The sequence below is a fragment of the Rhodococcus sp. 14C212 genome, assembly GCF_011058195.1.
Lineage (GTDB): Bacteria > Actinomycetota > Actinomycetes > Mycobacteriales > Mycobacteriaceae > Rhodococcus > Rhodococcus aetherivorans.
Genome location: NZ_JAALEH010000039.1, coordinates 28840 through 49118, shown reverse-complemented (window position 1 = coordinate 49118; position 20279 = coordinate 28840). Strand labels below are relative to the sequence as shown.

Below are 20279 nucleotides of genomic sequence, written 5' to 3'. Positions count from 1 at the left end.
CAGCAGGGGCGGGGCGGGATCGGGGACGAGGCCGGCCCGGAACCCGCTGACCTCGAACGTGTCGTACTTGTGGGTGACCTTCTCTCCGGCGAGCGCGGCGCGCAGGAACTGCAGCGTGTCGCGGGCCCGCTTGAACGGCTCCTCGAACGGGGTGCTGTTCCACTTCTCGACGATCACGTTGGACGAGGTGCCGACGCCGAGGACGAAGCGGCCCGGGGCGGCGGCGGCGAGGGTGGCCGCGGAGATCGCCAGGGTGGCCGGGCCGCGCGTGAAGACCGGGACGATCGCGGTGCCCAGCCGCAGCGTCGGCGCCCACACGCTCGCCAGCGCCAGGGGCGTGAAGGCGTCGGCCACGCTGCTCTCGGACGACCACACGTCGGTGTAGCCGAGGTCGGGCAGTTCGGCGATCAGGTTTCGCTGATCCGGCAGGGAAATGCCGTCGAGAGGGATAGTCAGGCCCCAACGGCGCGGCGTCGCATCATCGCTCATACGCCACACCTTAGGCTGCGCCGGTGTGTCCTTCGGGCTGCCACGACCGCCCGAAGGACACACCGGTCCGTATGCTGGCCCGCTGTGCAGGTCTCTCAGCTCTGGCGTTACCCGGTCAAGTCGTTCGGCGGCGAGCAACTGCAGTCGGCGACGATCGAGTCCGACGGGCTGCGCGGCGACCACATGTGGGCGGTGATCGACGCCGAGACCGGCACCGTGGCGTCGGCGAAGAAGGTGCGGGCCTGGTCGCGGTTGCTCGAGTGCCGTGCCCGCCTGCTCGACGACGCCGACCCGTCGGATCCGTCCGTCCTCGAGATCACGCTGCCCGACGGCCGGTGCACCCGCGGCGACGACCCGCGCACCCCCGGGCTGCTGTCCGAGCTGACCGGGCGTGCGCTGACCCTGGAGGCCCGCCCCCGCACCTACGACGACGCGCCGCTGCACCTGCTCACGACGGCCGCCGTGGAGGCGCTCGGCACGGACGAGCCGGCGGGCGTCGCGCTGCGCCGCTTCCGGCCCAACGTCGTGGTCTCGACGGACGGCACCGGGTTCGTCGAGGACGACTGGCTGGGCCGGCGTGTCGAGGCCGGTTCCGTCGCGCTCGTGCCGACGCAGCGCACGGCGCGGTGCGTGATGGTGACGCTGCCGCACCAGGAGGTGCCGGCCCGGCGCGACATGCTGCGCACCGTCACCGACCGCAACCGCGTCCCGAACCGTCCCGAGGCCAGGCCCGCTCCCTGCATCGGCGTATACGCCGATGTGGCGTCGGGCGGTGTTCTGTGCGTAGGTGATTCGCTGATCGTCTGCTGAAACGGATCCGCGCGCCGACCGGACGTCGACGCGCGGAATTCACCGCGCCGCTGTCGAGCCGGCGCGCGGATCCGGGGAGAGCCGGCTCAGCGGCCGCCGTCCTTCGCGGGCAGGATGCGGGTGCGGACCTCGCCGAAGCCGATTCGGGTGCCGTCCGGGCCCGGAGCGGTCGCGGAGATCGCGATCTCGTCGCCGTCCTCGAGGAAGGTGCGGGTCTCGTCGCCGACCCGAACCGGTTCCTTACCGCCCCAGGTGAGTTCGATGAACGCGCCGCGCTGCTCCTTTTCCGGCCCGGAGATGGTGCCGGAACCGAACAGGTCGCCGGTGCGGGTGGCGGCACCGTTGACGGACGTGTGCGCGAGCATCTGCGCCGGCGACCAGTACATCTGGGCGTACGGCGGACGCGAGACGACGTGGCCGTTCCATTCGACCTCGAGATCGATGTCCAGGCCCCACTTCTCGGTGCCCTTCAGGTACGGCAGCGGCTCCGGGTCCTGCACCGGGGTGTCGACGCGGGCGGCCTCGAGCGCGGCCAGCGGCACGACCCACGGCGAGATGGAGGTCGCGAAGGACTTGCCGAGGTTCGGGCCGAGCGGCACGTACTCCCACGCCTGGATGTCACGGGCCGACCAGTCGTTGAGGATGACGGCCCCGAAGCAGTGGTCGGCGAACTCGTCCGGGGTGATCGACGATCCCATCGGCGAGCCGGCACCGACGACGAAGCCCATCTCGGCCTCGATGTCGAGACGGATCGACGGTCCGAACACCGGCGCCGGGTCGTTCGGGCCCTTGCGCTGGCCACACGGGCGCACGATGTCCACGCCGGACACGACGACGGTGCTCGAGCGACCGTGGTAGCCGACCGGCAGGTGCTTCCAGTTCGGCATCAGCGGCGACGGGTTGTCGGGCCGGAACAGCCGTCCGAGGTTCGACGCGTGGTTCTCCGACGCGTAGAAGTCGACGTAGTCGGCGACCTCGATCGGCAGGTGCAGCTCGACGTCCGCGACGGCGTGCACGGCCTCGGCGGGCACGTCCCTGGCGACCAGGTTCTGCAGCGCGGCGCGTACCTCGTCCCAGCGGGCGCGGCCCTGCGTCATGAACGCGTTCAGGGTGGGCTCGACGAAGGCGGGGTCGTCGAACACGACGGACAGGTCGAGAACGGAGTCACCGACGCGTACACCGACGCGGGGCTGCGTTCCGGCCGTGGAGAACACACCGTAGGGCAGGTTGTTCGCGCCGAAGAGCGAACCTTCCGGGATGTCGATGACGGTCATGCAAGGGATCCTTCGGTGATCGGGGACATCGTCGACGGAGCCAGGCCGACCTCGACGAGGTCGACGAGCGGCTCCGCGATGCTGCAGGTTCCGAACGAGTGGAAGCTGTTGCGGACCTCGGTGATGCGCGCGGGGGTCAGCGAGCCCAGCCGTGCGGCGAGGCGGTCGCCGTCCCGGTCGGCGAGCACGGCCGCCAGGTCCGGGGTGTCCGCACCGTCGAGCGCGGCGTCGACGGCGGCGAGCACGTTGAGGAATCCGTGCTGCTCGAATCCGGTCTGTGGGTCGGTGTTGCGGACCGCGTGGTGCAGACCGGCCGTGGCCTTGAACGGCACCTTCGTGCGCACCACGGTCGCGACGGCCTCGGCGAGTTCCTGCTCGTCGGGGTACGCCTCGGCGACCACGCCGCCGGTGCGGAACTTCGCCGCGTAGCGCGATCCCACGAGACCCTGGAGGATCTCGGTGCGGCGCTCGTCGCGCGGAATCTCCACGAACAGAGCCACTCCCGGGTACTCGGCGGCGAGCACATCGAGGGCGACGAGAAGCCCGGTGGGGGTCTCGTCGGCCGGAACGGCGATCTCGAGCGCCGCCACGGCGACGCCGTCGAGGCCGCGCAGGCTCTCCATCGCGGGAACGACCGCGGCGGGACCGCCGGGAACGGTCAGGCTCAGGGTCAGCTCACCGCCGAGCGGTCGCTGCCCGAGCGCCTCGACCAGCTCCGGAATCCGCGGCGCCGGGAACACGAACGTGCCTACCAGCTCGGCGTGGTCGGCGACGCGGTGCGCGGCGTGGGCCGGCAGCGCGAGGTCGAGCGGGGCGTTGCCCGGCGGGAAGAGCGCCGCGTCGTCACACAGGCCGGCGAGCAGGGGTCCGAGGGTGCTCACTTGCCGAGACCTCGATTCCAGCTGCCGGCGTAGGCCGGGTCCTCGCACGCGAGCGCGCCCTCGCCGAGTTCGAGCGGGCGGAAGGTGTCCACCATGACGGCGAGCTCGTCGAAGAAGTCGACGCCGAGGCTCCGCTCGTAGGCACCGGGCTGCGGACCGTGGGCGTGGCCGCCGGGATGGACGGAGATCGAACCCTGGCCGATGCCGGAGCCCTTGCGGGCCTCGTAGTCGCCGCCGCAGTAGAACATGATCTCGTCGGAGTCGACGTTGGAGTGGTAGTAGGGCACCGGGATCGCCAGCGGATGGTAGTCCACCTTGCGGGGTACGAAGTTGCAGATGACGAAGTTGTTGCCCTCGAACGCCTGGTGCGCCGGCGGCGGCTGGTGGACCCGGCCGGTGATGGGCTCGTAGTCGTGGATGCTGAAGGTGTACGGGTACAGGCAGCCGTCCCAGCCGACGACGTCGAACGGGTGGTTGGGCACGAGGTAGCGGGTGCCGACGATCCCGTGCGAGGTGCGGTGCTTGACCAGGACCTCGACGTTGGTGTCCTCCACCTGGATCAGCTCGGTCGGGCCGTGCAGGTCGCGTTCGCAGAACGGCGCGTGCTCGAGGAACTGGCCGAACCGCGACAGGAAGCGCTTCGGCGGGACGATGTGACTGTTGGCCTCGATGACATAGGCGCGCAGCGGCTCGTCGCCGGTGGGGATCCAGCGGTGCGTGGTGGCCATCGGCAGCAGCACGTAGTCGCCGGCCTTGGCGTCGAGCACACCGAAGACGGTCTCGACGCGGGCGGTGCCCGATTCGACGTAGACCATCTCGTCGCCGACGACGTTGCGGTAGAGCGGCGACTCCTTCCTCGAGACGACGTAGGAGAGGCGCACGTCCGCGTTGCCCAGGATCAGCCGGCGGCCGGTGACGACGTCGGTCTCCGCCCAGACGGTCTCCGGGAACAGGTCGTGCAGCTTCAGGTGACGCGGCTTGAGCGGGTGGTTCGGGGTGGTGGCCTGCTCGGGCACCTTCCACTCGGTCGCGTCGACGATGGCCGACGGGATGTGGCGGTGGTAGAGCAGCGCCGAGTCCGAGGAGAAGCCCTCCTCGCCCATCAGCTCCTCGTAGAACAGCCCGCCGTCCTCGTTGCGGTGCTGCGTGTGCCGCTTCGGCGGGATGACGCCGAGCTGTCGGTAGAACGCCATGGGATTCCGCTCCTCGGGTTCTCGGTGGCTGATCCGCGGATCCCCGCGGTGTTAGTAAACACCTTAACTAGTTTTCGGGCGTGAGCGCAACCACATCGGGAAGATCGGTCGTCAGTTGCGGTCGCGCATGTCGAATTGGCTCCGCCTGGTGATGAGTTTGTTGAGCAGCATGACGAGGATCTGCTGCTCCGCCTCGGTCAGCACATCGACCCAGGCGGTCTCGCGCTCGTTCTGGGCGCGGAACGTCTCCACGATCTCCCGCTCGCCGGCCTCGGTGAGCGACAAGCGGACCGACCGGCCGTCCTCCGGATCCGGGGTACGAGCCAGCAGACCGGCCTCGACCAGTGGTTTCGCGAGATTGGAGACGGCGGCGCGGCTCATGCCGGTGAGCTTGGCGGCCACCTTCGGCTCGATGGGGCCGGCCAGCCAGGTGACGAACATCAGGCGGTACGCCGACCACGACCGCCCCCTCGGGCGGTGCACGGCCGCCTCGAGGTCGTACGTGACGATGTCGGAAGCCCGGTTGAGGGTCAGCAGCACCTCGGTGGCCTGCTCGTGGTAATCGCCGTATCGGCTGCTCAGGCGCCGGTTCGCGAGTTCGACGAAGGACCAGTAGTCGAGGTCGCGGGCGTCCGCTTCGGTCATGAGCGCCACCTTATCCGAGCGCGACTATTCAGTACACGGGTTAATCAACATGACCGTCTCGTCGGCGTGAACAATTCGGGTCACCGAACGTCCTTGCCGTCGCTGACCTCCTGCGTCGCGCGCGTTGCCCTCAGCTTCTCGATGCGATGCTGGATGCGGCGCATCCCACGCAGCCAGCGATCGGTGTCGCTCGCGCGGTTCACGTAGTACTGCGCGACCTCACGGTGCGGCAGGATCAGGAACTCCTCACCGGCCAGAGCGCGCATGACCTCGTCCGCCACCTGCCCGGGTTCGAGGACCCCGGATTCGAAGATCACCGAGCCGGCCTCGTCGGTCGGCAGCAGGTTCGTCCGCACTCCCTGCGGGCACAGGCATTGAACGATGATTCCGCGGTCGCCGTATGTCGCAGACAGCCATTCCGAATGGGCGACGGTTGCGTGCTTGGTTACCGAGTACGGAGCGGAGCCGAGCATCGTGAGCAAGCCCGCGGCGGATGCGGTCGCGACAAACCGGCCGCGGCCGCGTTCGAGCCACTCGGGCAGCAGTTCCCGTGCCGCGCGCACGTGCCCCAGCACGTTGACGTTCCAGGACCGCTCCCATGCGGACTCGGTGTCGTCCGGTCCGGTCTCGATGCCCGCGTTGGCGAAGTAGGCGTCGATTTCGCCGAGTTCGGCCCGGGCTCGCGCGACGAGCTCGGCCACTGCCTGCTCACCCGCGGCGTCCCCCGGTATCGCGACGCCCCCGATCTCGTCCGCGACGGCGCGGCACTCGTCGGCCGCGAGGTCGTTGACGACCACCCTCGCGCCCGCGGCGGAGAGGCGCTGCGCCAGTGCCTTGCCGATACCGTTACCCGCCCCGGTGACGACGACACCCGCACCACGGAGCCAGATAGGATTTCCCGTTGTGTCCACAGTCTTTGCCTTTCGCAGAACAGGGAGAACGCCGGACCGCCCGGCCGACACGTGGTCGGCCGGGCGGTCCGGGAACATGTCACATCTTGCTCATCGCGTCCGCGCCGCCGGCGAGCATCGCCGCAGTGACACCCACGGCGGTCACGCCCGTCATCACGAGGGCAACGGCGGCCACCAGCGGATACCCGCCGTTGGACCAGTACTCGAACAGGATGGTGCCCATGACCTGGGTCTGGGACGCGCGCACGAGCAGCGACGCCGTGAACTCGTGGGTGAGCAGCACGAACAGCAGCGCCGCGGTACCGCCCAAGCTGCCGCGCATGAGCGGCAGCAGGATCTTCACGTTCGTGGCGACGAAGCCCGCGCCGCTGACACGGGACGCTTCGAGGTAGCTGTCCCCGAGCGCGAGCATCGACGACAGCTGCATACGGGTCGCGAACGGCAGCATGAGCGTGACGTACACCAAAATCACGACCCACGGCGTGCCGTACAGGATGATCGGACCGGTGGTGTAGGTCAGCAGGAATGCTGCGCCGAAGATCACGGCAGGAACCCCGAGCGGCATCGATACCAGAACGTCGACGAGGAGGCGGAGGACGGGGTAGCGCTGCCCGCGCACGATCAGGCTGGCCGCGACGAAGCCGAGCGGCAGCACGATCGCCATGGCCGCGAGCGAGAACATCAAGCTGTTGCCGACCGCGGCCGGCACGGCCGTGCCGGAGAAGATCGTGCGGAAGTTGTCGAACGTCAGGGTCGAGAAGTCGACGGTGCCGCGCCAGTATCGGGACAGCGCGACGAACACCAGGGCGAGCAGCGGCAGGATCGTCGACAGCAGCGAGAACACCAGGATCACCGCGACGCCGGCCTTGGAGGGCCGACCCTGTGATTTGAACGCCTTGCCGCCGTGCGTGACGAACCGGCGCTGATTGCCGAGCATCGCCTTCTGCGCGAACACCACGACGACACCGACGACGAGCAGCGGTGAGCCGAGCGCTGCGGCGGTCGCGAACTGCGCGGGACTGTCACTGATCTGGAAATACATCTCGGTCGTGAGCACGCTGACGCCGGAGTTGGTGCCCAGAAGCAGTGGTCCGGTGAACTGGCCGAGACCGAGCAGCAGCGCGACACCGGAACCGTAGATGAGGGTCGGGCGCAGCAGCGGAAGGGTGATCCTGAAGAAGACCTTCCATTCCGGCATGCCGGAAACCTGTGCGGCCTCGATCATCTCGGAGTTGATGTTCTCGAATCCGGAGCGGACGAACATGAAGACGAACGAACTCAGCGAGAAGCCGGTGATGATGACGATCCACTCGATCGAATAGATGTCGACCGGGCCTTCCTCGAGGTGCGACCACCACGGCAGGTTCCGCAGCACAGCGTTGAGGTAGCCGGGCCGCGGCGACAGCAGAAACGCCCAGCCGACGATCGAGGCAACCGCCGGAATGACGATGGGCAGAATCGGCAGGACTTCGAGGAAGGCGAATCGGCGGGGCAGGCGGCTGGCCGCCCACGCCAGAGCGGTTCCCAGCACCATCGCGATGGCCAGCGATCCGATCGCCAATCCGAGTGTGTACCAGAGGATCTGACCGATACGCGACAAGCCGAACGCCCGAGCGTAACCGGCGGCGCCGTCCTCGAATGCGGTCAGTTGCAGGCGCACGATCGGGAGGACGACCAGGTAGGCGAGCAACGCGGTGAACGCGACGACACCCATTCGGCGTGCCCCGGCGCGCACCGCCGCGTTCTGCATACCGGTCGGGGCGGTTGCGACGGGCTCGTGCTCGTCGGTCCGTGGCAGTGTCAGAATTGCCATCGTCCTCACCCCACCAGGGCGCTGACGAGCGCCTGCTGTTCCATCGGCAGAGCCCTGCCGTCGGTGTCGAAGGTCCGCCCGTCGATCGGGTCGAAGGCGAGGACCATCCGCGCGTCGCGTTCGATCACCCGCGGTGCGCGGAACGAATCGAACGTCGCGACGCGGGCGTGCAACTGGCGACGTTGGGAGCCCTCGACCGCGACCGAGAGCATGACGTCCAGGTGCAGGCCACCGTACTCGACGTCGTCGACGTGGACGGCCATGCCCGCCTCGCCGGGCTGCAGGTCCGCCACGTCCGGGACCAGGCGTACCTTTTCGGGGCGCAGGCGCACCACGAACGAACCGACCGACGCAGCCGCACGCGGCTGCATGCCGTGGATCTCGGTGCCCAATGCGTACCACCGGCCGTCGACGTACTCGCACGGGACCCGGTTCGACATGCCGGTGAAGCCCGCGACGTACTCGTCGACCGGCTCCTCGAAGACTTCGCGGGGCGGGCCCATCTGGACGATGCTGCCGGACCTCATGATCGCCATCCGGGTTCCCAGAGCGAGGGCTTCGCTCTGGTCGTGCGTGACGAACACCGCGGTGAACGGCTTGCGCTGGTGCAGGTCGTGCAGCTCCGCGCGCACCTGGTCGCGCAGGCGGGCGTCGAGATTGCTCAGCGGCTCGTCGAACAGCACCAGGTCGGGGTGGGAGACCAGGCCGCGGGCCAGAGCCACGCGCTGCTGCTGACCGCCGGACAACTCGGCGGGGAGACGGTCGAGCAACCGCTCGCAGTCCACCAGCGCCGCGGTCTCCTCGACGCGTCCGCTTTCGAGGGCATGGGTGAGCTTGCGGGATTTCAGCGGGTAGGCGATGTTCTTGCGCACGGTCATGTGCGGCCACAGAGCGTAGGACTGGAAGACCATACCGATGAACCGCTTGTCCGGGGTGAGATTGATGCCGCGCTGCCGGTCGAACACCACCTGGTCGCCGAGGGTGATGGAGCCTCCGGCCGGCTGTTCGAGGCCCGCGAGGCAGCGGAGCGTCGTGGTCTTGCCGCAGCCCGACGGGCCGAGCAGCACGAGGAATTCACCGTCCTCGATCTCGAGGTCGAGGTGGTCGACGGCGACGGTGGGTGGTTTTCCGTCGAAGTTCTTGAGCAGCTGACGTACGGAGACGTGGGACACGGTGTACTCGCTTTCTGAACGAGCCGGGTTCAGGACTCGGTGGAGGAGAGCACGGCGGATGCCGGCTCCTGCCTCGGATCGGTGGATGTCTCGCTGCCTCTCGCCGTGCCTGCCGCGGCAAGAGCATAGAGGCGCTGGGCGTGATCGTCACCGCTCCCCCACAGGACGCCGGAACTCAGGGCACGACGGTAGTACAGGTGTGCGGTGTGTTCCCAGGTGAAACCGATACCGCCGTGCACCTGGATGTTCTTCTCGACAGCGAGTCGCGCGGCGTCCCCGCAGGCGAGGGCTGCGATCGCAGCGGCCTCGGCCAGATCGTCGTCGCTCCCCTCCACGACTGCCCACACAGCGTGGGCGACGGCGGACTCGGCGAGTTCGACAGCCACGGCGACCTCGGCGAGCATGTGCTTGATCGCTTGGAATCCGCCGATGGCGCGGCCGAACTGGACGCGCCGGCCGGCGTAGTCGACGGCATTGGCCAGGGAGGTACGCGCGACGCCCAGGCTCTCGCACGCGAGGGCCACGACCGCCCTGTCGTGGATCCACTCGAGTGGAACGCGCTCCGCGAGGACGGTTGCCGGCGCCGCCTCGGCACGAACCCGGGACAGGATCCGGGTCGCATCGGTGGTATCCATCCGCTCGGTCGTGAGCACGGCCGCGTCGACGGCGTAGAGGCCCACCGTCCCGGACTCGTCGGCGGCGGGCACCAACACGGTGTCGGCGACGTCGCCATCCACGACGAAACCGGCTCGGCCCGTGACGAACACGTCGTCACCCACGTGTTCGGCCCGAAATCCGGAGTCCGTACCGGGGGCGGTCACGACCGTGGCGACGACGGCCTCCCCCGTCGCGATGCCGGCGAGCAGCTCCGCGGCGCGCGGCGCGCCGTCGCAGCGCGACAACGCCGCGGCGGCAACGACGCCGCTGAGGACCGGGATCCGGCTCAGTTCCCCACCGAGCAGCTCGAGGACGGCGGCGACGTCGGCGAACGATACGCCGAGACCACCGGCGGCCTCCGGAACGGCGAGTGCACCCACGCCGATCTCGGTGCCCAGCACGGCCCACAGGTCACGATCGACCGGACCGTCGCGGTAGACGCGCTCCGAGCGTCCGTCGGCCGGGTCCGTCCGACGGATCACCGATCGGATGGTGTCGGTGAGCAACGCGGTGTCCTCTGCCGCGGCCGAGCTTCCGAGAATCATGCTGTCGCCTTTCGTGGGTGAGGGAGCGCCGGGGGCCCGGTCAGTCCGAGGACGGGAGGGGCTTTGCCTGCTTCTGGCTGAGGATTTCGTCGCCGACCGCGAGTGGCCCGGCACCGCCACGCACAACGACGACCTCGACGCCGCCACCGGAGTAGCGCTTACCCATGAGAAGCTCGTTGCCCTCGGCGGGCGTGGCCGGGGCCGCTTCCGCGCTCATCGGCGCGCCACCGCACAGCAGCGGTCCCGTCGCGCCGTCATCGATGCGGACGACGATGACCTCCGCGGTGCACACCGCGCTCTTCAAACGTTCACCGACATTCATCGGGAGTTCCTCTCGTATCAGGTCCGTACCGAACCGGTGTGCTTATTGGGAAGCGCCGAACAACTGCTCGAACTCGGCGCGGAAGGCCTCCACATCGGCGGCGGTGACGGTCCGCGAGTTGACCCAGATGTTCTCGGCCGGAGTCGCCGCCGTCGCGATGTCGGGCAGGACCGCGCCGGCACGGTTGGCGACCGCTTCCTGACCGGCTTTCGTCAGGAGGAAGTTCGCGAACAGTTGCGCCGCGTTGGGATGCGGAGCGGCGCCGGTGACGCCCGTGTAGAAGGCCGCACCGAACACCGGCTTCGGCATGGCTGATTCGACCGGAGCGCCGGCCGCCTTCTCGGCGGTCAGCGGGACGGTGTAGACGGTGGCGGCGAGTTCCCCGGAAGCCAGGGCCTGACCCATTGCCTGCGCACCCGGATAGGTGCGTGGTTGCTGCGCGGCGAGCTTCTCGACGAAGTCGGGTGAGACAGTGTCCGCGAGGTAGTCGTAGAAGTCGACGATTGCTGCGGATACCGGCAGGATCACGCCGATCTTACCGCCGGCCAGCTCGGGGGCGAGCAGGTCCTCGTAGCTGTCCATGCCCTCGGGGACCCGGTCGGTGTTCCAGCCGTAGGTGAGCACGGCCGCCGACGAGGTGAAGATCGTGTCGCCGATCATGAACTTCTCACTGTCGAACTCGGCCGCGTCGAACGCCGGGCCGGTGACCGGGGTGTAGTAGCCCTCGGCAATACGCTCGTCGACCCACGGGCGGGCCGCCGAAGCGACGACATCGGCGACCTGCCGGCCGGTCGAGGCCTCTGCGGCCAACTTGGTCTGCAGATTCGCGTCGTTGTCGCGGACGATGTCGACGGTGATCCCGTACGCCGACTCGAAGCGGTCGGCGAGATTCTCGAGATTGTCGGTCGCCTGCCCGGTGTAATACGTCACCGAGCCCTCCTGCTTGGCCGCCTCGACGACCTCCTGCCACGCGGCGTCCCCCTGCGGGCCCAGGTCCTCTGCGGCGACCTCGGTGGTGGTGCCGGAACCGCAGGCGACCGCGGTGAACGTCAGCGCGGCGACCCCCAGTCCGGCGATCGTGCGGCGCAGCGTCGAGATTCTCATGGAACACGGCCTTTCGTGAAGAGCAGTACTCGGGGGGTAGTACACAGGGGTGAGGCTCGGATGGTGACGCCGAGGGTCGGCTCAGGAAGGCGGGGCGGCTGCACGGGCGCGTGCCTCCCGCCAGGTCAGTCCGCGGTCGGCACGGGCTTCCGCCGGCAGTCCGAGCAGTCGCTCGGCGACGATGTTGCGCTGGATCTCGTCGGAGCCACCGGCGATGCTGTACCCGGGCGCGCCGAGCACGTGGGCGTTCCACCCGAACGTGCCCGGCACACCGGTGTCCGCGACGAGATCGCGTCCGAGGATGATGCGCGCGGCTTCGGAGACCGCGGCGAGCTTGTCGACCCACTGGATCTTGCGCACCGACCCGACCGCCGTCGGGGCGGCGTCGGCCTCCCGGGCCTGACGATCGCGCAGCATGTCGACCTGGGCGAGCTTCTGCCGCAGGTAGACCCGCGCGAGGAGCTCGCGCACCCGCGGATCGGTGTCGCGGCCGAGGGTGCGGGCGGTGTCGAGGAGCTGGTCGAACTGCCCGCCGACGTTCGCCGTGTTGGACCCGCCCTCCCGCTCGAACGCCAGCGTGGTCAGCGCGACGGACCAGCCCTTGCCGACGTCACCGAGCCGCAGCGAGTCAGGGATGCGCACCCCGTCGAGGAAGACCTCGTTGAAGCTGCTGCCGCCGGACATCTGCCGGATCGGACGGACCTCGACCCCCGGAGCGTCCAGGGGAACCAGGAATGCTGTCATTCCCGCGTGCTTGGGCTGGTCCGGATCGGTACGTGCGATGAGCTCACCCCAGTCGGCGAACTGCGCGCCCGAGGTCCACACCTTCTGCCCGGTGATCACCCAGTCGTCGCCGTCCCGCACCGCCCGGGTCCCCAGGTTTGCCAGATCGGAACCGGCGTCGGGCTCGGAGAAGAGCTGGCACGCGAGCAGGTCACCTCTCAGCATCGGGGGCAGGAACTCGCGTTTCTGTTCCTCCGTCCCGAGGAGCCGAATGGTCGGTGCAATAAGATGCATTGTCACCGAGAACAATTCGTGCGGACGCAGCGGGCAGTGATCGTTCTCGATGCGGGCGAAGAATTCCGCGAGGTCGGCGCCGAGGCCGGCACCCCCGAACTCCTCGGGCCAGTCGAGGGCACCGTAACCGGCATCGAGCTTGACCCTCTGCCAAGTACGGTGCTGATCGAGAAGTGCCTTCTCGTCGTCGAATCCGAGGTCGTGGAACACGGCCACGTCGTAGGGGTCGTCGACCCGGTCGAACCCGAGCCGGGCGACGGTCTCGACGACCCACGCACGGGCACGGGACTCGAACTCCGAGAGGGACATCTTTCCTCCACTTGACTGGGCCGGCGAGTGCACGGCCGAGAAGATGACAGGGACGCAGGACCCGGAAGCCGAACCGGCCTCCGGGTCAGGAGTCCAGGTTGTACAGCGCGGCGGCGTTGTCGTGCAGAATCTTTCGAGCATCCGCCTCGGACAGGTGGGAGAAGTTGCGGCGCAGATACTCGTCGGGCGCCAGCGCGTCGGAGGCCGGGCCGGGCGACATCGACGTCGGGTGCGGGTAATCGGTCTCGTACAGGACGTTGTCGGCACCGAGCTGCTCGATCGCGCTGCGGGCCGAGTCCTGCTCGAACCAGAAGCAGCCGTAGATCTGACGCTTGAAGTACTCGCTGGGGATCAGCTCGTACTCCGGGTGCTCCTTGTGCACGCCGCTGTTCTTCCACTGCCAGTCCAGGCCCTCGAGGGCGAACGGGATCCAGCCGATGCCGGACTCGACCGAGACGAACTTCAGTTCGGGGAATCGATCGCAGATGCCGCCACAGATGAGCTGAGAGATGGTGCGGGCGTTGTCCATGAAGAACGAGATGCCCATCATCGCGTAGTTGGCGTGGACACCGTTGCTCTCGTGGCCGAAGCCGCTGAGATCGACCTCACCGGAGGCGATGTGGAAGTTGATGGGCAGCTTCTTCTCCTGGGCCGAGGCCCACAGGCGGTCCCAGTACGGGTCGGTGAGCATCGGCAGGCCGAACGCGGCCGGGTTCTGCGTGAAGACCAGCCCCTTGTGACCCGCCGCGGCGACGCGCTCGACCTCGGCCAGCGTGGCCTCCATGTCCCAGAAGGGCAGGATTCCGACCGGAATGTACCGGCCGGGGGCGAATTGCGCCCACTCGGTGAGGTAGTCGTTGTAGGCCTTGATGCACGCGATCTGCAGCTCGTTGTCGCCGTTGGACTGCAGCGTCTTGGAGCTGAACACCGCGACGTTCGGGTAGAGGATCTGGGCGTGGATGCCGTACTCGTCCATGATCGTCAGGCGCTTGGCCGGATCCCACGAGCGCGGGTCGGTGTCCTCGAAACGGGGCGGGCAGTTCGGCGGGTACTCGTGCCAGCCGGCCATCGCCGGCGACCCGACTGCGCTCATGCGCTTACCGGCGACGAACCATGCCTGGTCACCGCGCTGGTCGTCCCAGCGGACGTGGGGCACCAGATCGCCCCACTTCTTGGTCGACATCCGCGACGTCCACAGGTCCGGCGGCTCGACGACATGGGTGTCGGTATCGATGATCTTGATATCGCGAAGGTCGTACACGTAATCCTCCTGAATCGGATGGAGTTCGAACGGGAGATCCGCTCGGCGGATCGCATACCCTTACTATTAGGAACATGCGAATATTAACGGAGATTCAGATCACAGTCCATACCCGGAAGCGATCTGCGTCATGGCAGTGGAATCAGTGGTTCAGAGCTGGGAAAACGGCCGTTCCCAGCAGCCGGATCGACTCGCGGGTCGCCGCATCGTCGACGCCGGGGAACACCACGCGCACCGTCACGTGCGCGCTCACCGTCCGGGGTAAGGCCCTCAGCAGTTCCCACCACGGACGAAGTTGGGCAACACATTCTTCGGGCGTGCCGGCCACGACATGGTCCGGTCGCGTCTGCGTGGGTATGTTCGTGCCCGACCCTTCCGGTACGACGCCGTCACCGGCCTGCGCCATCCAGCGCCGGTACCGGTCGCCGACGAGGGAATGCCCGTCCGCCACCGCCTCCCACGCCCCCGAGGCGGCGGTGAAGGCGCACATCGTCAGGGCGATGTGGAAGGGCCGGTCCAGGTCTGCGAGTTCGAGCGTCTCGAGGCGGCGGGCCAGCTGCGCGACGGACGCGAGCTCGGGCGCGATCCAACCGTCGGCGATGCGTGCAGCGCGGCGCACACCCCGACTCGAGAACGCGCCCAACAGGATCGGTGGACCTCCGAGCCGGGCAGGGAGCGGACGGACCGGGACGGCCTGCCCGCTCCGTCCGGCCGGCACGACCGGCTCGCCCGACCAGGCTGCACGGAGCGTGCAGACGGTCTCCTCCAGGATTCGCGCGCGCCGCGAACGGTCGATGCCGAGCGCCGCGAATTCTTCCGGGCGATATCCCAGTCCGAGGCCCAGGAGCACCCGCCCACCACTGAGCTGGTCGACGACCGCGACGTCCTCGGCCAGCCGCAGCGGGTTGTACAGCGGCCCGATCGCGACGTTCGTCGCGAGGTCGACCGCGGCCGTCTCGCGAGCCAGCGCGCCCATCACCACCAACGGGCTGGGAAGGTAACCGTCTTCTGCGAAGTGGTGCTCGCTGAGCCAGACCGAGTCGAACCCGGACTTCTCGGCGGTCACGGCATGCCGCACGAGGGCGTCCAGCGCCCGACCCGACTCCGCCGCGGTCCCGCCGACAGTCTGGGCGGTCAGCGCTCCCAGCCCGACCCGGATGCGACGGCCTCGCTCACCGGTCGCCGCATCCCGGATCCGGCTCACTTGATGGCGCCGTCGATCTTGAGCTGGACGATCTGGTCCCAGTCGAGGCCGTGCTCGAGCAGAACTTCCTCGGTGTGCTCGCCGTGCTGGGGGGCACGGGTGAGCACCGGGGCCTCGTTTCCGAACCGCATCGGCGCCGTGACGAGATCCAGCGTGCGTCCGTCCTCGTACTCGACGGTGCGGACGTACTCGTTCGCGATCGCCTGCGGGTCCGTCAGCACGTCGAGGGGCTTGCGGAACACGTCCCACTGCCCCTCCTGCTTGCCGAGGATGTCCGTCCACTCCCCGAGGTTGCGGCTACGGAACACGTCGGTGAGTTCGGCGGTGCACTCGCGGGTGTTTCGGGCGCGGTCCTCGAACGTCGCGTAACGCGGGTCGTCGATCAGGTCGGGTCGGCCGATCGCCTCGCACAGCCCGGGCCAGTACTTCTGGCTCTGCAACAGCGCCAGATGGATGTACCGGCCGTCGCTGGTCCGGTAGATGTTCGAGACCGGGTTCACCGGCGCGGACCGGTCCGGATAGGGCAGTTCCGCGGCCCCGATGAGCTGGGCGCCGGCGATGGTCGCCTGCATCGCCCACGCGCCGACCGCGAACAGCGACGTGTCGACGACGACCCCCTCCCCGGTGCGTTCGCGGTGCAGCAGTCCGGCCGCGATCCCGCCGGCGAGCGCCATGCCGCTCTGCACGTCGCCGAAGGCCGGTCCCGGCATGTTGGCCGGCCACTCGAGGTCGTCGGGGGCGATCGACCCCGCCGCACCGGAGCGGGCCCAGTAGGTGATGCCGTCGAATCCACCCTTCTCGGAGTCGGGTCCGGCGACGCCCTGGGCGGTGCCACGCGCGTAGACGATGCGCGGATTACGCGCCATGATGTCGTCGACGTCGATACCCAGCTTGGTCCGCGCATCCGGCAGGAAGTTGGTGGAGAAGACGTCGGCCGTCTCGACCAGCTTCATGAGGACCTCGCGGCCCTGGGGGGTGGCGATGTCGAGCGCGATGGCGCGCTTGCCACGGTTGTTGATCTCCCACAGGCCCGACATGCCGTCGACGTCGCCGGGCACGCCCCACGCCGCGGTCGTGCGCATCGGATCCCCGAAGTCGGAGTGCTCGACCTTGATCACGTCGGCTCCCCAGTCGGACAGGATCGCGCCTGCCGAGGGGACGAACGCATACAACGCGACCTCCACGACCTTGATCCCGTTCATCACCTTGGTCATCGAGCGTTCTCCTTCGTCGTAACGCAGTCACGTTCTACTGCAAAGGTTTTCGGGCCGCGGGCAGCTGCGCTGCGTGTGGTGGTGGTTCCGCCGGCCGGCGCGGCGACATACGGGCGCGGATTCGACGGAGCGGCTCCGGATCGGGGCGAAAAACACCGTAACTATAGCAATGTTTTGTGCGTTGTACATCACATCGCCGACGAAGGCCGGTTCGATCGGGTCGGGATCCGGTACAGCGGCTTCCGTGCACCAGGTCAGTACAGGGACTCCCCGCCGTCGACGACGAGGTTCGTCCCGGTGACGAACGCCGAGTCCGGGCCCGCGAGGTACAGGGCCGCGCTCGCCATGTCCGCCGGCGTACCGGCGCGCCCTATCGGCACGGTGGCGGCACGCTCGTCGAACAGCGAATTGCGCTCCTGCGTAAGTGGCGTCGCAGTGATTCCGGGGGACAGTGCGTTGACCCGAATGCCCGTGGGGGCGAGCTCGTAGGCGGCCATTCGTACCAACTGGTTGAGACCGGCCTTTGCGGTGCCGTACGGCACCAGGCTCGGCCGCACACCCAGCGCCCGGATCGACGAGACCACGACGATCGAGCGATTCGTCCCCTCACGTCGGACCATCGCGCGGGCCGCGGCCTGCACGCACCGGAACGTGCCGGTGAGGTTGAGGTCGATACAGGCCTGCCACTGCTCCTCGGTGAGTTCGAGGAACGGCGCCACAGTGCCGCTGCCGGCGTTCGCGATCAGGATGTTGAGCGACCCGAACTCCCGCTCGACCCGTTCGAACATCGCCGCCACCGAGTCGGCGTCGGCGATGTCGGCCACGATGCCCGCGACCCGCGACTCGTCGCCGCACCGAGCGCGCAACGATGCGACGGCCTCGTCGAGGATCTCTGGGCGGCGGGCCGCCACCGCGACCGTCGCGCCGGCGTCGAGCAACCGCTCCGCGATACCGCGGCCGATGCCTTCGCTACCGCCGGTAACCAGGGCACTCTGCCCGACCAGCGCCTGGTGCTGCGTGCCGGAGTGCGTCGAATAGTGTTCCACTGTGTGCTGCGTCATAGCTTTGGTATAGCATTAGATACGAAATATTGGCATGGTTAAGGAGGACGGCGCGGTCGGGACGATTCCCGTCCCTATACTCATCACCACCCCGATCGCCGACCGAACAACCGACGAGGACATCGAATGACGCGCAACACCATGGGTTCTCCCACAGGAACCGCCGCCCTCCGACGTGCCATCGCGATGACACGGAACGAGAAGGTCTCGCGGACGGTCGCACGCATGGTCGCCAAGGACATCGCCGACCGCCGGCTCGGCCCAGGTTCCGCGCTCGAGTCCGAGAACGACATGGCCAAGCGGTTCGGGGTCGGCCGCGCATCGGTGCGAGAGGGCCTGCGCCTGCTCGAGGCACAGGGGCTGGTAACGGTCCGGCAGGGCCTGGGCGGGGGGCCGATCGTGTCGGAGCCCTCAGGCTCCGAGTTCGGCGACACGCTGTCGATGTACCTGCAGGCGAACGGCATCCAGTTCCGCGAAGTCGCCGAGGCCGCCCTGGAGATGGAGGGGCTGGCCGCAGCAATGCTCGCCGATCGGATCGCCGCCGGAGAGGACGTCGACCTCACTCCCCTGGCCGCCCACGATCTCACACCGGACATGTCGAACGAGGAGGTCACCGAGACCGCCACCGGATTCCACAGCGCGCTGCGGAACTTGACCGGCAACTACGTCCTCGACCTCACCGGTTCGGCCCTGGCCCACCTGTACACCGACCGGATGCTCGGCGCCCACCCCGAGGAGTGGAACGAGCAGGAGCGGGAGGCGTTCACCGAGCCGCACCGCCAGATCCACGACGCCATCGCTGCCGGCAACGCCGAACTCGCCCGCACTCTGACCCGCGCACACATGCGCGAGGTCATCGACCGCATCAGCCGCCAGAACCCACGCATCCTCGACGACCGGGTGGAGTGGCTCTGACCGCCTAGCCTGCCCTTCGTCTTCCGGCCGCCGCCTCCTGGGTACACCCGGCAGCTGCGGCCCGTTCGTATGCGGCACGGCCGTGTCCGGAGGAGTTCCGCGGCGTTCTCGGTCGAGCGTGTCCCGTCGGGTGACGAACGAAAGCGGAGACCTCTTGACGACCAGACCCTCCATACCCACCGACGAGACTTCCCTCCCGGCGCGTCCGGCGGAACCGCCCCCGGCAGCTTCCGCGCCTCCCCCGGGCATGCCCCCGGGGCAGCCGAAGCAGCCGCGCGCGGTATGGGCGATCACGTTCGCCGTGATCGTCGCATTCATGGGCATCGGCGTGGTCAGTCCGATCCTGCTCCCACTCGCCGAGCAACTGGGGGGCACGCCGTCACAGGTGTCGTTGCTGTTCACCGGCTATATGGCCGTGATGGGTCTCGCGATGCTCGTGACCGGCGCGGTGTCCAGCCGTATCGGCACCCGCAAGACCCTGCTGTTCGGCCTGTTCGTCATCGCCGGGTGCGCCCTGGGCGCGAGCCTGTCGGGGACCCTCGGTCAGATCATCGGCTTCCGCGCCGGTTGGGGACTGGGGAATGCGCTGTTCGTCGCGACCGCACTGGCCGCGATCGTCGGCGCCGCGGCCGGCGGTGCACCGAGGGTGATCGTCTTCTACGAGTCCGCTGTCGGCATCGGCATCGCGACGGGCCCGCTCGCCGGTGGGCTCCTCGGCCAGATATCCTGGCGCGCCGCCTTCCTCGGTGCTGCCGCGCTCATGGCCGTGGCCTTCGCGTTGCTCGTCGTCCTGCTGCCATCCTCGACGACGCCCGACCGGCCGATCCCGCTCCTCGCACCGCTGCGGGCGCTCGGGCACGCGGGCCTGCTGTCGATCGCGCTCGTCTCCCTGCTGTACCACCTCGGCCTCTTCGCCCTGTTCGCATACGCGCCGTTCGTCCTCGAACTCGATCCCCTCCGGCTCGGATTCGTCTTCTGCGGCTGGGGCGTGTGCGTGGTGATCTCGTCGGTGTCCGTTGCGCCTCGGTTGCGCACCGCGCTCGGCGCGATCGGCGCGACCGCCCTGGGTCTGGCCCTGTTCGCCCTCACCCTCACGGTCGTGGCTGTGTTCACCGGCAACCGACCGGCGGTCGTGACGTGCATCGTCGTCTCGGGCCTGTTCCTGGGCGTCCTCAACACCCTGGTGACCGAAATCGGCATGGACGCCGCGCCGGTGGACGGGAGCACCGCAGCCGCGGCGTACAGCTTCGTGCGCTTCGGCGGCGGCGCGGTCGCCCCGTGGGCCGCAAGCCGGATGGGCGAGATCTTCAACCCTCACGTCCCGTTCGCCGCCGCCGCGGGCGCCGTCGCGCTGGCGTTGGGGGTGCTGGCCCTCGGCCGACGCCGACTGCCCGCTCACCACCGTCGGCAGCGTTGAGCTGCACAGCTTTACAACAGCCCGGTGACTTGCGCCACAGAGGACGGTACGGTAGACATAATCAT

General features: G+C 68.7%; 19 protein-coding genes. 3 read left to right on the top strand and 16 right to left on the bottom strand.

The features are described 5' to 3' along the window. Nucleotides 1–489: LLM class flavin-dependent oxidoreductase (locus G6038_RS17765; protein WP_165039127.1), on the bottom strand; the 489-nt coding region annotated here is incomplete at its 3' end. A gap of 84 nt (nucleotides 490–573) precedes the next feature. Between G6038_RS17765 and G6038_RS17760 the strand changes: the two genes are divergently transcribed. Then, complete coding sequence (locus G6038_RS17760) at nucleotides 574–1299, top strand: MOSC N-terminal beta barrel domain-containing protein (protein WP_165039126.1); 726 nt, start codon at nucleotides 574–576, stop codon at nucleotides 1297–1299. An 86-nt stretch (nucleotides 1300–1385) separates the two neighbouring features. On the opposite strand, the gene fahA is transcribed toward G6038_RS17760, so the two are convergent. The 15 genes from fahA to G6038_RS17685 form a co-directional block, all read right to left on the bottom strand. Beyond that, complete coding sequence (gene fahA, locus G6038_RS17755; protein ID WP_165039125.1) at nucleotides 1386–2573, bottom strand: fumarylacetoacetase; 1188 nt, start codon at nucleotides 2571–2573, stop codon at nucleotides 1386–1388. Continuing rightward, nucleotides 2570–3454, bottom strand: a complete 885-nt coding sequence (locus G6038_RS17750) for a hypothetical protein (RefSeq protein ID WP_165039124.1) — start codon at nucleotides 3452–3454, stop codon at nucleotides 2570–2572. The genes fahA and G6038_RS17750 overlap by 4 nt, the downstream gene beginning before the upstream one ends. After that, entirely contained in the window at nucleotides 3451–4647 is a 1197-nt protein-coding gene (locus G6038_RS17745; protein ID WP_100055252.1) for a cupin domain-containing protein, read from the bottom strand. The genes G6038_RS17750 and G6038_RS17745 overlap by 4 nt, the downstream gene beginning before the upstream one ends. Nucleotides 4648–4758: 111 nt before the next feature. After that, nucleotides 4759–5292 (bottom strand): MarR family transcriptional regulator, encoded by a 534-nt coding sequence (locus G6038_RS17740; protein WP_165039123.1) that lies wholly within the window; start codon nucleotides 5290–5292, stop codon nucleotides 4759–4761. An 80-nt stretch (nucleotides 5293–5372) separates the two neighbouring features. Continuing rightward, a complete protein-coding gene (locus G6038_RS17735; RefSeq protein WP_346772845.1) occupies nucleotides 5373–6203 on the bottom strand; it encodes an SDR family NAD(P)-dependent oxidoreductase in 831 nt (276 codons plus the stop codon). 79 nt (nucleotides 6204–6282) lie between these two features. Next, the gene (locus G6038_RS17730) at nucleotides 6283–8016 is read right to left on the bottom strand and encodes an iron ABC transporter permease (RefSeq protein ID WP_165039121.1); all 1734 of its coding nucleotides are present in this window, start codon (nucleotides 8014–8016) and stop codon (nucleotides 6283–6285) included. A gap of 5 nt (nucleotides 8017–8021) precedes the next feature. Then, nucleotides 8022–9188, bottom strand: a complete 1167-nt coding sequence (locus G6038_RS17725) for an ABC transporter ATP-binding protein (RefSeq protein ID WP_100055256.1) — start codon at nucleotides 9186–9188, stop codon at nucleotides 8022–8024. A 29-nt stretch (nucleotides 9189–9217) separates the two neighbouring features. After that, complete coding sequence (locus G6038_RS17720; protein WP_165039120.1) at nucleotides 9218–10390, bottom strand: acyl-CoA dehydrogenase family protein; 1173 nt, start codon at nucleotides 10388–10390, stop codon at nucleotides 9218–9220. A gap of 40 nt (nucleotides 10391–10430) precedes the next feature. Then, a complete protein-coding gene (locus G6038_RS17715) occupies nucleotides 10431–10712 on the bottom strand; it encodes a hypothetical protein (protein ID WP_165039119.1) in 282 nt (93 codons plus the stop codon). A 42-nt stretch (nucleotides 10713–10754) separates the two neighbouring features. Continuing rightward, complete coding sequence (locus tag G6038_RS17710) at nucleotides 10755–11816, bottom strand: extracellular solute-binding protein (RefSeq protein ID WP_165039118.1); 1062 nt, start codon at nucleotides 11814–11816, stop codon at nucleotides 10755–10757. Nucleotides 11817–11897: 81 nt separating this feature from the next. Next, nucleotides 11898–13142 carry an acyl-CoA dehydrogenase family protein gene (locus G6038_RS17705; RefSeq protein ID WP_165039117.1) on the bottom strand — a complete coding sequence of 415 codons (1245 nt, stop codon included), beginning with the start codon at nucleotides 13140–13142 and terminating at the stop codon, nucleotides 11898–11900. An 85-nt stretch (nucleotides 13143–13227) separates the two neighbouring features. Further along, nucleotides 13228–14403 carry an amidohydrolase family protein gene (locus G6038_RS17700; protein WP_165039116.1) on the bottom strand — a complete coding sequence of 392 codons (1176 nt, stop codon included), beginning with the start codon at nucleotides 14401–14403 and terminating at the stop codon, nucleotides 13228–13230. 142 nt (nucleotides 14404–14545) lie between these two features. Further along, nucleotides 14546–15607: an LLM class flavin-dependent oxidoreductase gene (locus G6038_RS17695; RefSeq protein WP_346772844.1), complete on the bottom strand. Its 1062-nt coding sequence runs from the start codon at nucleotides 15605–15607 to the stop codon at nucleotides 14546–14548. Next, nucleotides 15604–16821, bottom strand: coding sequence for a CoA transferase (locus G6038_RS17690; protein ID WP_165039115.1), 1218 nt, complete (start codon nucleotides 16819–16821; stop codon nucleotides 15604–15606). The genes G6038_RS17695 and G6038_RS17690 overlap by 4 nt, the downstream gene beginning before the upstream one ends. Nucleotides 16822–17075: 254 nt before the next feature. After that, nucleotides 17076–17882, bottom strand: coding sequence for an SDR family NAD(P)-dependent oxidoreductase (locus tag G6038_RS17685; protein ID WP_206024982.1), 807 nt, complete (start codon nucleotides 17880–17882; stop codon nucleotides 17076–17078). 126 nt (nucleotides 17883–18008) lie between these two features. Here G6038_RS17685 and G6038_RS17680 point away from each other — a divergent pair, with 126 nt between their 5' ends. After that, nucleotides 18009–18797 (top strand): GntR family transcriptional regulator, encoded by a 789-nt coding sequence (locus G6038_RS17680; RefSeq protein WP_165039114.1) that lies wholly within the window; start codon nucleotides 18009–18011, stop codon nucleotides 18795–18797. Between the two features lie 247 nt (nucleotides 18798–19044). Continuing rightward, nucleotides 19045–20214, top strand: coding sequence for an MFS transporter (locus tag G6038_RS17675; protein ID WP_165039113.1), 1170 nt, complete (start codon nucleotides 19045–19047; stop codon nucleotides 20212–20214). Nucleotides 20215–20279: the final 65 nt, after the last annotated feature.

Bases quoted from the DNA above. Each gene is read 5' to 3' on its own strand.
- G6038_RS17685 (WP_206024982.1), bottom strand. From the start codon at position 17,882: ATGACGCAGCACACAGTGGAACACTATTCGACGCACTCCGGCACGCAG.
- G6038_RS17675 (WP_165039113.1), top strand. From the start codon at position 19,045: ATGCCCCCGGGGCAGCCGAAGCAGCCGCGCGCGGTATGGGCGATCACG.
- G6038_RS17730 (WP_165039121.1), bottom strand. From the start codon at position 8,016: ATGGCAATTCTGACACTGCCACGGACCGACGAGCACGAGCCCGTCGCA.
- G6038_RS17710 (WP_165039118.1), bottom strand. From the start codon at position 11,816: ATGAGAATCTCGACGCTGCGCCGCACGATCGCCGGACTGGGGGTCGCC.
- G6038_RS17705 (WP_165039117.1), bottom strand. From the start codon at position 13,142: ATGTCCCTCTCGGAGTTCGAGTCCCGTGCCCGTGCGTGGGTCGTCGAG.
- G6038_RS17745 (WP_100055252.1), bottom strand. From the start codon at position 4,647: ATGGCGTTCTACCGACAGCTCGGCGTCATCCCGCCGAAGCGGCACACG.
- G6038_RS17715 (WP_165039119.1), bottom strand. From the start codon at position 10,712: ATGAATGTCGGTGAACGTTTGAAGAGCGCGGTGTGCACCGCGGAGGTC.
- G6038_RS17720 (WP_165039120.1), bottom strand. From the start codon at position 10,390: ATGATTCTCGGAAGCTCGGCCGCGGCAGAGGACACCGCGTTGCTCACC.
- fahA (WP_165039125.1), bottom strand. From the start codon at position 2,573: ATGACCGTCATCGACATCCCGGAAGGTTCGCTCTTCGGCGCGAACAAC.
- G6038_RS17740 (WP_165039123.1), bottom strand. From the start codon at position 5,292: ATGACCGAAGCGGACGCCCGCGACCTCGACTACTGGTCCTTCGTCGAA.
- G6038_RS17690 (WP_165039115.1), bottom strand. From the start codon at position 16,821: ATGACCAAGGTGATGAACGGGATCAAGGTCGTGGAGGTCGCGTTGTAT.
- G6038_RS17680 (WP_165039114.1), top strand. From the start codon at position 18,009: ATGACGCGCAACACCATGGGTTCTCCCACAGGAACCGCCGCCCTCCGA.